At 64.6% G+C, this 15,071-nt stretch carries 12 protein-coding genes and 1 pseudogene; 9 read left to right on the forward strand and 4 right to left on the reverse strand.

Translation table 11 applies throughout. From position 1 onward, the window contains the following. Positions 1 to 86: 86 nt before the first annotated feature. Entirely contained in the window at positions 87 to 593 is a 507-nt protein-coding gene (locus tag DPM35_RS17965) for a GNAT family N-acetyltransferase (protein WP_112128633.1), read from the forward strand. Between the two features lie 139 nt (positions 594 to 732). Further along, positions 733 to 1,266 (forward strand): inorganic diphosphatase, encoded by a 534-nt coding sequence (gene ppa, locus DPM35_RS17970; RefSeq protein WP_112128634.1) that lies wholly within the window; start codon positions 733 to 735, stop codon positions 1,264 to 1,266. A 57-nt stretch (positions 1,267 to 1,323) separates the two neighbouring features. On the opposite strand, the gene DPM35_RS17975 is transcribed toward ppa, so the two are convergent. Genes DPM35_RS17975 through DPM35_RS17990 form a run of 4 tightly spaced genes read right to left on the reverse strand, consistent with a single transcriptional unit; the run spans position 1,324 to position 5,779 of the window. Further along, positions 1,324 to 2,271: an ABC transporter permease gene (locus DPM35_RS17975; protein WP_112128635.1), complete on the reverse strand. Its 948-nt coding sequence runs from the start codon at positions 2,269 to 2,271 to the stop codon at positions 1,324 to 1,326. 3 nt (positions 2,272 to 2,274) lie between these two features. Continuing rightward, positions 2,275 to 3,252 (reverse strand): ABC transporter permease, encoded by a 978-nt coding sequence (locus DPM35_RS17980; RefSeq protein ID WP_181592061.1) that lies wholly within the window; start codon positions 3,250 to 3,252, stop codon positions 2,275 to 2,277. A gap of 1 nt (position 3,253) precedes the next feature. Beyond that, entirely contained in the window at positions 3,254 to 4,717 is a 1,464-nt protein-coding gene (locus DPM35_RS17985; RefSeq protein ID WP_112128637.1) for a sugar ABC transporter ATP-binding protein, read from the reverse strand. Between the two features lie 48 nt (positions 4,718 to 4,765). Beyond that, positions 4,766 to 5,779: an ABC transporter substrate-binding protein gene (locus DPM35_RS17990; RefSeq protein ID WP_112128638.1), complete on the reverse strand. Its 1,014-nt coding sequence runs from the start codon at positions 5,777 to 5,779 to the stop codon at positions 4,766 to 4,768. Positions 5,780 to 5,974: 195 nt separating this feature from the next. On the opposite strand from DPM35_RS17990, the gene DPM35_RS17995 reads away from it, so the two are divergent. The 7 genes and pseudogenes from DPM35_RS17995 (at position 5,975) to DPM35_RS18025 (ending at position 14,831) form a co-directional block, all read left to right on the forward strand. Continuing rightward, the gene (locus DPM35_RS17995) at positions 5,975 to 8,392 is read left to right on the forward strand and encodes a glucan 1,4-alpha-glucosidase (protein WP_112128639.1); all 2,418 of its coding nucleotides are present in this window, start codon (positions 5,975 to 5,977) and stop codon (positions 8,390 to 8,392) included. 33 nt (positions 8,393 to 8,425) lie between these two features. Further along, complete coding sequence (gene gnd / locus DPM35_RS18000; RefSeq protein ID WP_112128640.1) at positions 8,426 to 9,439, forward strand: phosphogluconate dehydrogenase (NAD(+)-dependent, decarboxylating); 1,014 nt, start codon at positions 8,426 to 8,428, stop codon at positions 9,437 to 9,439. 13 nt (positions 9,440 to 9,452) lie between these two features. After that, the gene (gene zwf, locus DPM35_RS18005) at positions 9,453 to 10,829 is read left to right on the forward strand and encodes a glucose-6-phosphate dehydrogenase (RefSeq protein WP_112128641.1); all 1,377 of its coding nucleotides are present in this window, start codon (positions 9,453 to 9,455) and stop codon (positions 10,827 to 10,829) included. Between the two features lie 19 nt (positions 10,830 to 10,848). After that, a complete protein-coding gene (locus DPM35_RS18010) occupies positions 10,849 to 11,553 on the forward strand; it encodes an ROK family protein (protein ID WP_112128642.1) in 705 nt (234 codons plus the stop codon). Positions 11,554 to 11,759: 206 nt separating this feature from the next. Beyond that, a complete protein-coding gene (locus DPM35_RS18015; protein WP_112129076.1) occupies positions 11,760 to 12,221 on the forward strand; it encodes a Ros/MucR family transcriptional regulator in 462 nt (153 codons plus the stop codon). Between the two features lie 118 nt (positions 12,222 to 12,339). Further along, positions 12,340 to 13,438 (forward strand): annotated as a pseudogene (locus tag DPM35_RS18020) (aminotransferase class I/II-fold pyridoxal phosphate-dependent enzyme). 154 nt (positions 13,439 to 13,592) lie between these two features. After that, a complete protein-coding gene (locus DPM35_RS18025; RefSeq protein WP_112128643.1) occupies positions 13,593 to 14,831 on the forward strand; it encodes an MFS transporter in 1,239 nt (412 codons plus the stop codon). The last annotated feature ends 240 nt before the right edge of the window (positions 14,832 to 15,071 follow it).

Consider the following 15,071-nt stretch of genomic DNA (forward strand, 5'->3'; position numbering starts at 1 on the left):
GACGCGCCTTTGGCCTGTGTGAAAGCGTCGAGGCGTGCCGGGGGACTCTTTGCAATCGCCCGATGCGGGTTTATGGTTAACCAATCATGAACACGCTGACCATCGACATCCGGAAGGCAGAGCCGCGCGACGCCAGCGCCATCGCCGAGGTGCACCAGCAGGCCTGGCGCGGCGCTTATTCCGGCATCATCCCGCACCGCACGCTGACCTCGATGATCAATCGCCGCGGCGTCGACTGGTGGGCCAACGCGATTCGCCGCGCCGCCACCGTGCTGGTGGTCGAGATCGGCGGAACCGTCGCCGGCTACGCCACGATCGGCAAGAACCGCGCCCGCGAGCTCCGCCAGCAGGGCGAAATCTACGAGCTCTATCTGCGCCCGGAATATCAGGGCATCGGTCTCGGCAGCCGGCTGTTCAAGGCGGCCAAGGCCCGCCTTGCCGACCACGGCCTGCGTGGCCTTGTGGTCTGGGCGCTGGAAGACAATCACAACGCTTTGGCCTTCTATGCCGGCAATGGCGGCCGCGATATCGCCGAAGGCGTCGAGGTCTTCGAGCAGAAGGCGCTGAAGAAGGTCGCCTTCGTCTGGGAATGACAGGATCGCCTCCGCGGCCTGCGTCAGGTTACAATCCATCACAAACTGTGCGCTTTCATTAGCATTCAGCACTAATCGCCGCATTGCACCACGACGCTTCGCCCGCTATCGGTCTTGCAATCGAGAGAGGGATTTAGCCATGCGTATCGAAGCCGTGCCCACCGGGAAGAACCCGCCTGACGACGTCAACGTCATCATCGAGGTGCCGATCGGCGGCGAGCCGATCAAATACGAGATGGACAAGGAGGCCGGCACTTTGTTCGTCGACCGCTTCCTGCACACCTCCATGCGCTATCCCGGCAATTACGGCTTCGTGCCGCACACGCTGTCGGGCGACGGCGACCCGATCGACGTGCTGGTGTGCAACACCCGCGCGCTGGTGCCGGGCTGCGTCATCAATGTGCGGCCGATCGGCGTGCTGATCATGGAAGACAATGCCGGCCAGGACGAGAAGGTGATCGCCGTCCCCTCGCCCAAGCTGACGTTGCGCTACGAGAACGTCACCGAATACACCCACCTGCCGGAAATCACCCGCCAGCAGGTGCAGCACTTCTTCGAGCACTACAAGGATCTCGAGCCCGGCAAATGGGTCAAGATCGAGGGCTGGCACGATTCCAAATATGCCAAGAAGATGATCGTCGACGCGATCGCGCGGGCAAAGGCGGCTAAGTAGGGTTGTCTTGTCGCAATTCCGGACGAAAAACCGCTTCACACTTTTCCTGGAATTGCTTTAGCGCACCGCCTTCTCGCCGCCGGCCGCGGTGATCACGCCCACGATGATCAGCCCGGTCAGCACCAGCCGCACGCCGGCGCTGACGCCGAATGTGTTGAGCATGGTGAGCAAAAGCACCAGGAACAGCCCGGCGCCCCAGACGCCGGGCACGTTCGCCTTGCCGCCGGCGACCGAGGTGCCGCCGATGACCACGACCGCGATCGACGCGAGCAGGTACTCGTTGCCGATGTCGACATTGGCGCCGCGGAAATAGCCGGCAAGCAGGGCGCCGTCGATGCCGCCCAGCGCCCCGCACAGCGTGTAGGTGAGGAAGCGTATGCGGCCGACATGGACGCCGGCCAGCCAGGCGGCGCGGATGTTCTGGCCGATCGCCAGCACCGAGCGTCCATAGATCATGCGCTGCAGCGCCAAGGCCGCGCCGATGGTGAAGATCACCGTCAGCATCGCCAGCACCGGAATGCCCAGCACCTGCCAGTTGGTGAAGTCGGCAAAACCCGGCGGCGGCTTGATCTGCAGGCCGCGGCCATAGCTGATGTCGACCGACTGGATGATGAAGCTCGCCGACAGCGTCGCGATGATCGGCGGAATGCGCAGCGCCCAGATCAGCAGATAGTTGACGGCGCCGATCGCCGCCCCGCAGGCAAGTGCCGCGAGCATTCCGACGACGATCATGGAATCGCTGCCGCCCATCACCTTCATGGCGACGGCGCTCGCCAGGCCGATATTGGCCGGCAGCGACAAGTCGACATTGCCCGGCCCCAGCGTGATGACGAACATCTGGCCGACACCGACGATGACGGTGAACACGGCGAGCGACAGCGCCGCCGTGACCATGCCGCCGGCGCCATAGCCGCCAGTGAAGGCGACGGTTGCCAGCCAGACGACGAGCGCGCCTACAAAGGACCAGAGCCAGGGTTTTTCCAGCAGCGTCCGCACCGAGGTCATCGCCTACCGCTCCCTGCGGCTGATCAGCACCCGCGCGGCAAGCACGATGATCAGGATCGCGCCATTGGCGGCGACCTGCCAGTCGGGCGGGATGTGCATGAAGGTCAAAAGCGGCGAGGCCGCGAGCGCCAGCGTCAGCGCACCGATGACCGCGCCGATCGGCGACACGCGGCCGCCGACAAACTCGCCACCGCCAAGAATGACACCGGCGATCGAAAGCAGCGTGTAGCCATTGCCGATATTGGCGTCGGCCGACGTGGTGATGCCGATCAGCGCCATGCCGGAAAGCACGCCGAACAGGCCAGTCAGCGCAAAGAGCACGATTTTGGTCTTGAGCAGCGACCAGCCGGCGCGCCTGAGCGCCGCGGCGTTGCCGCCGGAGCCGCGCAGTATGACGCCATAGGAGGTGCGCATCAGGCCGAAATGCACGACCGCCGCGATGATCAGCGCGGCAAGGATCGGAAAGGGGATATAAGGCGGCTTGAAGGACATGATCGACAGCAGCCAGTCGGGCGCCTTGCCGCCGGGCTTGGGCAGAACCAGGATGGCAAGCCCCTGCCAGACGAAGCTCATGCCGAGCGTCACCACGATGGAGGGCAGGTTACGCAGATGGATCAGCGCGCCGAGTAAGGCATAGACTCCGATCGAGCCCAGCAGCACGAGAATACCCAGCAGCGGCGCATCGCGCAGCCATGTCGCGGTGACGCAGCCGACGAAGCCGACGAACGTGCCGATCGACAGATCGAGCTCGTTGCCGGCGATGACGAACATCTGCGCGATTGTCGCCAGGGCGATCGGGATCGCCAGGTTGAGCATCAGGTTGAAGCCGAAATAGCTGATGGCGCGCGGGTTGAGCCAGGCAATCGCCATCAGCACCAGCGCCAGCGACAAAGCTGGCAAAAGGCCGCGCAACAGGCGCGCCCGGGCGGCGCTGCCGCGTGGCGAGGATTTCGGGAGCGTGCCGGGCGCGATCGCGGTCATCTCAGGCCGCATCGCCGAACGAGGACTGGATGATCTTTTCCTCCGTCAATTCGTCGCGCCGCAGATTGGCGACGATACGGCCGTTCTTGAAGACATAGACATGATCGCAATTGTCGAGCTCTTCGGTTTCGGTCGTGTACCAGAGGAAGGTCCGGCCCTTGGCGGCCTCCTCGCGCACGAGGTCGTAGACCTCGAGCTTGGTGCCGATGTCGACGCCGCGCATCGGGTCGTCCATCAGCACGATCTCGGCGTCGGAGCCGAGCGCGCGGGCGAACAGCGCCTTCTGCTGATTGCCGCCTGACAGCGAATAGATGTTGTTGTTCATGTCCGGCGTGCGGATACCGATCTTCTTTTTCCAGAATTCGGCGAGCTCGGCCTCGCGCTGCGGCGAGATGAAAAGGCCGTTGCGCAGCCGGCCCAGTGAGCGGATGCCGATATTCTGCGCGATCGACCATTGCGAAAAGATCCCGTCCGACTGGCGGTCACCCGCGACCAGCGCCACGGGTGCCGTCACCTCGATGCCGGCCTTGGCGCGGGCGGCCGCCGAGAAGATCGCCAGCAAAAGGTCGGTCTGGCCATGGCCGGCAAGCCCGGCGAGGCCGATGATCTCGCCGGCGCGGGCGACGAGCTCCTTGCCGTCCTGCTGCCTGGCCGGGCGCGCGCGAACCCTGAGCGCGCCGGCCTCGGTTTTCCGGGTTTCGGCAGCGGCCTTCTGATGTCCTTCGGCGCCGCCCATGGCGGCGACGAGCTTGTCCCGGTCGAAAACATCGGCAGCATCGGCCGCGACCACCTTGCCGTCGCGCATCACCACGATACGGTCGGCGTTCTGCAGCACCTCGCCCAGCACATGCGAGATCAGGATGCAGCTGCCGCCCGCCTCGACGAAGCGACGGACGAAGGAAAGCAGCTGGCCCGCGGTGTGCGCATCGAGTGAGGAGGTCGGCTCGTCGAGGATGACCAGATGCAGCGGCTCGCGGGTCAGCGTGAAGGCGCGCGCCACCTCGACCATCTGCCGCCTTCCAATCGAAAGGTCGCCGGCGATGTCGTCCGCCGAAATACCGTGGTCAGGAAAAATCTCGTCCAGCTTGGCGCGGATGAGATCGGCGGCCCTGCGCCGCCAGCCGAAACCCGCGAGCGAGGGATGATTGATGCGGGTGTTCTCGGCGATGCTGAGATTGGGGCAGAGCGACAGTTCCTGGAACACGCAGCGTATACCGAGTTCCAGCGCACGCGCCACGGAATAGCTCGCCTCTTCGTTGCCGCGCACCGCGATCTGCCCGCCATCCGGCCGCAGCGTGCCGGCCACCATATGCATGAGCGTCGACTTGCCGGCGCCGTTATGCCCGACAAGCCCGACGCATTCGCCGGCGCCGACATGGAAGTCGACGCCGTTAAGCGCTCGAACGGCGCCGAAATGCTTCTCGGCGCCGTTCAGCCTGACGATGTCGGTGTTTGCCTTGAGCATGCTCAACGATACCCGGCTGGCGATGCGGCTGGCAAATTCAAGCCGCCATTACTTGATGTTGGCCTTGATCGCCGCGATAGCTTCTTCCTGCGTGTATTCGTGGGTGGCGACGCCGCCTTCCTTGATCTTCGGCAGCGCGGCCTCGAAATCGTCCTGGGTGAAGGCGAGATAGGGCACCAGGAGATCGTGCGGAATATCCTTGTGGCCGTCGAGCACCTGCTGCGCCACCCAGAAGGCGAGCGTCGACACGCCGGGCGCGATCGAGGCCGACCAGGTCTTGTAGCCGTCCTTCTCCTTCTGCTCCTTCCACCACTTCAGTTCGTCCTGCCGGTTACCCATGATGATGGTCGGGCGCGGCTTGCCGGCGGCGGCGAAGGCTTGCGCCGCGCCATAACCGTCGCCGCCCTGGTCAACGATGCCGACGACATCGGGAAGCGAAGGCAGGATGGTCGCCACCGCTTTTTGCGCCGTGGTCTGGTCCCAGTCGCCGGTCACCGACCCGACGATCTTGAACTCGGGATGGGCGGCGACGCCCTCGAGGATGCCGGCATGGATGGCATCGTCGATCGAGGTGCCGGCCAGCCCGCGGATTTCCAGCAGATTGCCGCCCTTGGGCTGGAACTTGGCCATCTGCTCGACTTCCTGCTTGCCCATGTCCTTGAAGTCGACGACGACCCGATAGGCGCAAGGCTCGGTCACGATGCCGTCGAAGGAGACGACGACGATACCGGCATCGCAGGCCTGCTTGATGGCGCCGTTCAGAGCATCGGGCGAGGCGGCGTTGATGACGATGGCGTCATAGCCCTGCAGGATGAGGTTCTGCACCTGCGCGGCCTGAGTCGGCACCTCCTTGTCGGCGGTGGTGAAGACATCCGCCGCTGCGACGATCTTGTCTTCGACCGCCTTCTTGGTGACGATGCCGTAGCTGTCGAGCATCGCCTGGCGCCACGAATTGCCGGCGTAGTTGTTGGAAAAGGCGATCTTCTTGCCGCTGGTGTCGGCAAGCGCGGTGCCCGAGGCGAGCATCGCCGCGAATGCACTCAGTACAAGCAGTTTCTTCATGTCGGTTCCTCCCGAGGTTGCTGGTCTTGACAGATGGTCGTAAGGTGAATTGCCTGTTTTTTATCTATTGTCAGACAAATTTGGCGGAACCGCAAGCTGTCAACCGCAAAGCTTGATGGGCCACCGATCAACTTGCGGTGCGGCGATTGAAATGCCTCCGGCTGATGGTCTAGGAACGCGGCAGGAGGCCAATGCATGGCAGTGACGCCGATCGTTGCTAAAGGCGCGCCCGGAATTCCCGCGCGCTGGACGTCAAGCGCCAAGAGCGGCGTCGGAACCGCCCTTTCGGCAAGAAGCCCGCTCTGGTTCACCACCAGCCACGGCATCCTGAACGACATTTACTATCCGCGTCTCGACAGCGCCTGCACGCGCGACCTGGGGCTGATCGTCACCGGCCCCGCCGGGTATTTTTCCGAAGAAAAGCGCGATGCGACCCACACCGTCGAATCCTTCGAGGACGGGGTACCCGGCTACAGGCTGACCAACACCGCGTCCGACGGCGCCTGCAAGATCGAGAAACGCATCGTTACGGATTCGAAACGACCCGTCCTGCTGCAGGAAATCGGTTTCACCGCGCTCAAGGGAGCGGCGACCGACTACCACGTTTACGCGCTGCTGGCGCCGCACCTCGTCAACGCCGGCATGGGCAACACGGCCTGGATCGGCGAGCATAAGGGACAGCGCCTTCTCTTTGCCACCGGGCGCGGCGTTTCGCTGGCGCTCGCCTCGTCCTTGCCCTGGGGCGCCTGTTCGGCCGGCTATGTCGGTTTTTCCGACGGCTGGCAGCAACTGCACGACAACGGGGCGCTCGACCCTTCCTGCCAGGCCGCCGAAAACGGCAATGTCGCGCTCACCGGCGAGATCGGCTTTTCGGCCGGCAAGACAGTCGCCTTGCTGGCGCTCGGCTTCGGCGCTTCGCCGCAAGAAGCCGCCGACCTTGCGCTTGCAAGCCTGAAAGAGGGTTTCGAGCCGGCAGCGAAAACCTATGTCGAGAACTGGCGGAAATTCCAGGCGGGGCTGGAAAAGCTCGACCGCCGCGGCGCTTCCGGTCTGAACACCTACCGCGCCAGCACGGCGGTGCTGGCAACGCATCTTTCGATCGCCAGGCCCGGCGCCGCCGTCGCCAGCCTGTCGATTCCCTGGGGCTTCAACAAGGGCGACGACGACCTCGGCGGCTATCACCTCGTCTGGCCGCGCGACCTTGTCGAGACGGCGGGCGGCTTCCTCGCCGCCGGCGACGGCAGGCAGGCGCTGCAGATCCTCACCTATCTGCGTTCGATCCAGCAGCCGGACGGCCACTGGCCGCAGAATGTCTGGTCCGACGGCACCGCCTATTGGCCCGGCATCCAGATGGACGAGTGCGCCTTCCCGCCGCTGCTTGCCGACGCCTTGCGCCGCGCCGGCCACCTGCCGAAGTCGAAACTCGCCGACTTCCTGGCCATGATCGAGAACGCGGCCGCCTATGTCGTGCGCAACGGCCCGGTCACCGGCGAGGACCGCTGGGAAGAGGATGCCGGCTACAGCCCGTTCACGCTGGCCGTGGAGATAGCGGGGCTGCTCGCCGCGGCCGACATGCTCGAAGCCTGCGGTAAAAGTGAGCCGGCGAACTATCTGCGCGAGACCGCCGATTGCTGGAACGATCAGATCGAGCGCTGGACCTACGTCACGGGCACGGAGGCAAGCGCCAGGGTGGGCGTCGAAGGCTACTATGTCCGCATCGCCCCGCCCGACGATGGCGGCGCCGCCTCACCGAAGGACGGCTTCGTGCCGATCAAGAACCGGCCGCCGGCCGATACCGACAGACCGGCGGAAGCCATCATCAGCCCGGACGCGCTGGCGCTGGTCCGTTTCGGGCTCAGAGCCGCGGATGACCCGCGCATCCTGAACACCGTCAAGGTGATCGACGCCGAGCTGCGCTGCGACCTGCCGCAAGGGCCGCTCTGGTACCGCTATAGCGGCGACGGCTATGGCGAGCACGAGGACGGCTCGCCCTTCGACGGCACCGGCCAGGGACGGCCGTGGCCGTTGCTTGCCGGCGAGCGCGCCCATTACGAGCTGGCCGCCGGCCGCAAGGACAAGGCGGCGCAGTTGCTTGAGACGTTCGAACGCTCGGCCGGCGTGGGTGGCCTTCTGCCCGAGCAGGTCTGGGATCGCCCCGATATGCCGGACCGCGAGCTGTTGCTGGGCAAGCCGTCGGGCAGCGCCATGCCGCTGGTCTGGGCGCATGCCGAGCACATCAAGCTGTTGCGATCGCTGCGCGACGGCGCCGTCTTCGACTTGCCGCCTCAGGGCGTAGAGCGCTACATCAAGCAAAAGACCGTCGCGCCATTCAGGACGTGGCGCTTCAACAACAAGATCCGCTCCATCCCCGCCGGCAAGGCGCTGCGCGTCGAATTGTCAGCGCCCGGCGTCGTCCATTGGAGCAGCGACAAATGGCTTACGGTGCAGGACAGCAGGACGGTGGAGAACGCGTTCGGCATCCATCTGGTGGATTTGCCCGTTGACCGCCTGCGGCCGGGAACCACCATCGTCTTCACTTTTTTCTGGCCGGAAGCGATGCGTTGGGAGAATGTCGACTTCACCGTCGCGATCGACCAACCAAACGGCCAGTGAATTCTTCTTTCCTCAAGCAATCGGGATGAAACCATGCAGATCGGAATGATGGGACTGGGCAGGATGGGCGCCAACATGGTGCGGCGCCTGATGCGCGACGGCCATGAATGCGTCGTCTACGACATCAATTCGGCAAGCGTCGCCGGCATGGTCAAGGACGGCGCCATTGGCGCCGCCTCGCTGGAGGAGTTCGTTGGCAAGCTCGCCAAGCCGCGCTGCGCCTGGCTCATGCTGCCGGCCGCGATCACCGGCAGGATCGTCGACCAGGTGGCAGCGCTGATGGAGCCGGGCGACATCATCATCGATGGCGGCAATTCCTACTACCATGATGCCGTCGACCAGGCGGCGAAGCTGGCGGTGAAGGGTATCAACTTCGTCGATGTCGGCACCAGCGGCGGCGTCTGGGGTCTCGAGCGCGGCTACTGCCTGATGATCGGCGGCCCGGACGAAGCGGTGAAGCATCTCGATTCGGTCTTCGCCACATTGGCGCCGGGCGCCGACGCGGGCGCCAATCCGCCCAAGGATGCCGGCACGGCGCCTTTCGGCTATCTCCATTGCGGACCGAGCGGCGCCGGCCATTTCGTCAAGATGGTGCACAACGGCATCGAATATGGCGTCATGGCCGCCTATGCCGAGGGCATGAACATCCTGAAATCGGCCAATGCCGGCAAAAGGCAGCGCACCGCCGACGCCGAGACGAGCCCGCTCGAAAACCCGCAATACTACCAGTTCGATATCGACCTGCCCCAGGTCGCCGAAGTCTGGCGGCATGGCAGCGTCATCGGTTCCTGGCTGCTCGATCTCACCGCCGGCGCGCTGAAGAGCGATCCGGCGCTCGTCCAGTTCGGCGGCCGCGTCTCCGACTCTGGCGAGGGACGCTGGACGCTGAAGGCGGCGATCGACACCGGCGTGCCCGCGCCGGTGCTGTCCTCGGCGCTGTTCGACCGCTTCTCCTCGCAGGGCGAATCGCAATTCGCCGACAAGCTCCTGTCCGCCATGCGCTATGCCTTCGGCGGCCATGTCGAAAAGCCCAAGGCCGGCGCGTGAGGGGAGAGACGGCATGAGCCAGGAGAGGTCCGACACGCTGGTGCTTTTCGGAGCGACCGGCGACCTTGCGCACAAGAAGATATTCCCGGCGCTCTACCAGATGGTCGCCAAGGGAACGCTGACCGAGCCGGTCATCGGCGTCGCCTTCGACCCGTGGGACCTGCCCAAACTGGTGGACCGCGCCCGCGACGGCATTGTCACCGCGCTGGGCAGCATCGACGACATGGTCTTTGCCAAGCTCGCCTCACTGCTGCGCTATGTCAGCGGCGACTACCGCGACAGCGCCACCTTCGAGAAGCTGAGGACGGCGCTGGGCCCGGCGCAACACCCGCTGCACTACATGGCCGTGCCGCCAACGATGTTCGAGACCGTCGTGCAGGGGTTGGAGCAGTCCGGCACTGCGCGCGGCGCGCGGCTGATGATCGAAAAACCCTTCGGCCACGACCTGCAGTCGGCGCGCTGGTTGAACCGGGTGCTGCATCTGGTGTTCGACGAGCAGTCGATCTTCCGCATCGACCACTATCTTGGCAAGGAAGCGATCCAGAACCTGCTCTATTTCCGCTTCGCCAACTCTTTCCTCGAGCCGATCTGGAACCGCAACTTCGTCGAGAGCGTGCAGATCACCATGGCCGAGGATTTCGGCATCGAGGGCCGAGGCAAATTCTATGACGATGTCGGCTGCATCCGCGACGTCATCGAGAACCACCTGCTCAACATCCTTCTTCTGCTTGCCATGGAGCCGCCGGTCGGCCGCTCGGCCGACGACCTGATCGACGAGAAGGTGCAGGTGCTGCGCGCGATCCGCACGCTGACCAGGGACGACGTCGTGCGCGGCCAGTTCGACGGCTATCTGGCCGAGCCGGGCGTCAGGCCCAACTCGCCGGTCGAGACCTTCGCCGCGGTGCGCTTCTTCGTCGACACCTGGCGCTGGCGCGACGTGCCCTTCTTCATCCGCGCCGGCAAGAACATGCCGGTGCACGCCACCGAGGTGATCGTGCGGCTGAAGCGGCCGCCGCTCGACGTCTTCGATCCGATCAAGCCGGACGATGCCAATTATGTGCGCTTCCGCATCGACCCGCAGGTGGCGATCTCGATCGGCGCCCAGCGCAAGAGGCCCGGCGACGATATGATCGGCGAGCAGGTGGAGCTGACCGCGCTGGACGATACCAAGGGCGACATGCCGCCCTATGAACGGCTGATCGGCGACGCCATGAACGGCAACGGCCAGCTCTTCACGCGCCAGGACGCCGCCGAGCTTGCCTGGCGCATCGTCGGTCCGGTGCTCGGCGACACCACGCCGCCGGCAATCTATGCGCCCAAGACCTGGGGACCGGCCGACGCCATGAAAGGTTTCGGCCCGCCCGATGGCTGGATCAATCCGACCAGATAACGTTCCGGGGAGGAGGGAAATGGCGAAGGCAGCAAAGACCACCGCGACGAGCAGCGAGCCGATCGTGCTCAGCATCGATGTCGGCGGCTCGCATGTGAAGATCCTCACCAGCGCCGGCGGCGAAATGCGCCGCGTCCCATCCGGCCCGAGCCTGACGCCCGACAAGGTCGTCGCTTCGGTCAGGGATCTCGCCGAGGGCCTGAACTTCGACGTGATATCGATGGGTTATCCCGGCCCCGTGTCGGACAATAAGCCCTCGCTCGATCCCTTCAATCTCGGCAAGGGCTGGAACGGCTATGATTTCACCGCCGCCTTCGGCAAACCGGTGAAACTCGTCAACGATGCGCTGATGCAGGCGATCGGCAGCTATGACGGGGGCCGCATGCTGTTCCTGGGCCTCGGCACCGGGCTGGGGGCCGCCATGATCATCAGGAATGTCGGCCAGCCGATGGAGCTTGCCCATCTGCCTTACAAAAAGGGGGCGACTTTCGAGGACTATGTCGGCGAGCGCGGCCTGGTGAAGCACGGGAAGAAGAAGTGGCGCAAATACGTTTTCGACGTGGTCGGCAGGCTTCGCGCCGCCTTGCAGCCGGACTATGTCGTGATCGGCGGCGGCAATGTCGACAAGCTCGATGAATTGCCTGAAAAATCCCGGCGCGGCGACAACACTCGTGCTTTCGAGGGTGGTTTTCGTCTATGGCGCGACAAGGCGCTGATCGTCTGATATTGTTACATTTCAGTATAATTGTTCAAAACAGCGTGTATTGACGCGACAAAACGTTGCGCCGCGCAGATTTGCCGACTAGGAATTCGCCAGCCTGCGGCCCCTGCGGCTTTCGAATTCGCCAAAAACGCTCGCAGCGCTTTGATATTACACACCGCGAAAGCCGGATCGGTTTCGCGGCCTTGCGGCAGAAATGGAGGGACTACGTGGACGAGGACACCAGCACAGCCAAGGAAATCGACCTGCTCGAGCTCACGGCTCACATCGTATCGGCCTATGTCGCGAAAAACCGCCTGCCTGCATCCGACCTGGGCGGACTGATCGCCAGCGTCGCCTCGTCGATCGGCGGCATCAGCCAGCCGTCGGAGCCCGCCGCGCCCCCGCCGGTCCCCGCCGTCAATCCCAGGCGCTCGGTGACGCCGGACTACATCATCTGTCTCGAAGACGGGAAGAAGTTCAAATCGCTGAAGCGCCATATCGGCGTGCATTTCGGCCTGACGCCGGAGGCTTACCGCACCAAATGGGGCTTGCCGGTCGACTACCCGATGGTCGCTCCCAATTATGCGGCCTCGCGTTCGCAGCTGGCAAAATCGATCGGCCTCGGCCGCAAGGCGGAGCCGGAACCGGTGAAGCCAGCCAAGGGCAGGAAGGCCAAGGCGCCCGCCTGAAATCGCTCGCCTGAAACGCCCCTGCACCAATGATTTGAGGAAGCCTGCCAAGCAATCCGCCTTGGCAGGCTTTCCGCTTTTATGGCTTGGTTACCACCGGAGATTGGGGGGACAGGCCATGAACTACGCCAGGATGCTGATCGAGAAGGAAGCGCCGGAGGAATACGGCTACGACCGCATCCGCTACAACCTTTCCGAAAGCTCGATCGCCGACCAGAAACTCTCCGACATCGGTCTGACGCTGCCGGACCTCACGCTGTTCTACGGCGAGCATCGCGGCGACAAGAACTTGCGCGCGCTGATCGCCGGGCAGGACAAGGGCCTTTCCCCTGACGATGTGCTGGTGACCGCGGGCGCGGCCGGCGCGCTGTTCATCATCGCCACGTCGTTGCTGTCGCCCAGTGACCATCTCGTCGTCGTGCGGCCGAATTACGCCACCAACATCGAGACGCCGAAGGCGATCGGCTGCGCCATCTCCTATGTCGATCTCGATTTCGACCAGGGCTTCGCCGTCGACATCGGGCGCATGAAGGCCGAGATCCGGCCAAACACCAAACTGATCAGCGTCACCTGCCCGCACAATCCGACCGGCACGATGATGACCCGCGCCGATCTCGACGCGCTGATCGCGCTTGCCGAACATCACAAATGCCGGCTGCTGGTCGACGAGACCTATCGCGACCTCTCCTATGGCGAGCGCCTGCCCGCGGCGGCCTCGCTCAGCCCAAGCGCGATCAGTGTCTGCTCGCTCTCCAAGGCCTTCGGCATTCCGGGCATCCGCATCGGCTGGCTCGCGACCCGCGATCCGAAGCTGCAGGAAACCTTCCTCGCCGCCAAGGAGCAGATCGGCATCTGCGGCAGCGTCGTCGACGAAGCGATCGCGCTCGCCGTGCTAGAACGCCGTGATGCCTTCCTGACGTCGCTGCTGCCGGACATGGCAAGGCGCCGCGACATCGTGCAAGCTTGGATCGACGGCGAACCTCTTGTCGACTGGGTGCGGCCGCAAGGCGGCGTGGTCGGCTTCCCCCGTCTCAATGTCGATGCCGGCTTCGACCTCGACCGATTCTACACCCGCCTGCTGGAGGAGCATGGCGCCTATGTCGGCCCAGGTCACTGGTTCGAGATGCCGAAGCGCTTCTTCCGCCGGCTTCGGCTGGCCGACGGAAGCCGAGCTTCGCGGCGGCCTCGACGCAATCTCCGCCGCGTTGCGGGACTGAGCCGCGATCTTGCGCAAAAGATTCGATTTTCTTTTGATCCGGCGCGGATTTTTTGCGCGCATGGCAGGACGAACTGGGCTAAAGCGTTCTGGCCGGACCAGCGCCCACCGTGGAAGTGCCCCGCCGGCCATTGTCGCAACGGGGCCCTCAAATCATGACAGCCGAAGCAACTTCACCCGACCAGCGTTACGCCGCGTTCCGGCACCGCCCGTTCCTCAGCTACTGGACGGCGCGTTTCCTCACCACCTTCGCCACCATGATCGTGTCCGTCGCCGTCGGCTGGCAGGTCTATGACCTGACCCGCGACCCATTCGATCTCGGCATTGTCGGCATCGTCCAGTTCCTGCCTTCGCTGCTCCTGGTCCTAGTCACCGGCGTCGTCGCCGACCGCTTCGGCCGCCGCCTGATCATGACGCTGGCGACATTGGTCGAGGCCGGCTGCGCGTTGGTCCTGCTGCTCCTGACATTGCGCGGCCTGCACGGTCCGCTGCCGATCTTCGCGGTGCTGGTGATGTTCGGCATTGCGCGGGCCTTCTACGGCCCGGCTTCGTCCTCGCTGTTCGCCAACCTCGTGCCGCAGGAGGATTTCGCCAACGCGATCGCCTGGAACTCGTCGGCCTGGCAGACGGCGACCATCGTCGGCCCGGTCGCCGGCGGCCTGCTCTACGGCGTTTCGGCCGAAGCGGCATACGCAACCGCCGCCATCCTGATGCTTGCCGCCGCCGTGCTCATCTTCACCATTCCGAAGCCGGCGCAGCAGACGGCCACCGACAAGCCGACGATGCAGACGCTGTTTGCCGGCTTCGGCTATATCTGGAGCGAGAAGATCGTGCTCGGCGCGATCTCGCTCGACCTCTTCGCCGTGCTTCTATCCGGCGCCTCGGCGCTGCTGCCGGTCTATGCGCGCGATATATTGGAGCTTGGCCCGTGGGGCCTAGGCCTGCTGCGCTCGGCGCCCGGCATCGGCGCCATCTGCGTTGCCGTCTGGCTTGCCGGCCATCCGATCCGCGACCAAGCCGGCAAGATCATGCTGGGCTTCGTCGCCCTGTTCGGCGCCTTCACCGTGCTGTTCGGCGTCTCGACCATCACCTGGCTGTCGATCCTGGCACTCGCTCTGCTCGGCGCCACCGACATGTTCAGCGTCTATATCCGCGAGACGCTGATCCAGCTCTGGACACCGGATGAGGTGCGCGGCCGCGTCAATGCCGTCAACCAGGTCTTCGTCGGCGCCTCCAACGAAGTCGGCGAATTCCGCGCCGGCACCATGGCGGCGCTGATCGGCACGGTTCCCGCCGTGGTGATCGGTGGCATCGGCGCCATCGCCGTCGCCGGCCTGTGGGCGTACCTGTTCCCGGCGCTGCGGAAGGTGCGGCACTTGAACAGCCGCAATTGATTGAGCGCCAGACCTAAGCCGTGGATCCGACGCCCAGGCCAGGCAGCTTGCGCCAATATTCGCCACCGCCTTCATCGGTCTACCTATCGCCACACCCATCAAAGTTTCGCCACCGGGCAACGTGAATGGCTTCACGGTGCGACCGCTCCCGTTTGTTACTATGCGCCGGCAAGTAATGCGGCGACGAAGGGGGCAAGCTTATGGTTCATTCTAGACGCATATCCTGGTCAGACCTTGTCT

Source organism: Mesorhizobium atlanticum (genome assembly GCF_003289965.1).
In the GTDB taxonomy this organism is placed as follows: Bacteria; Pseudomonadota; Alphaproteobacteria; order Rhizobiales; family Rhizobiaceae; genus Mesorhizobium; species Mesorhizobium atlanticum.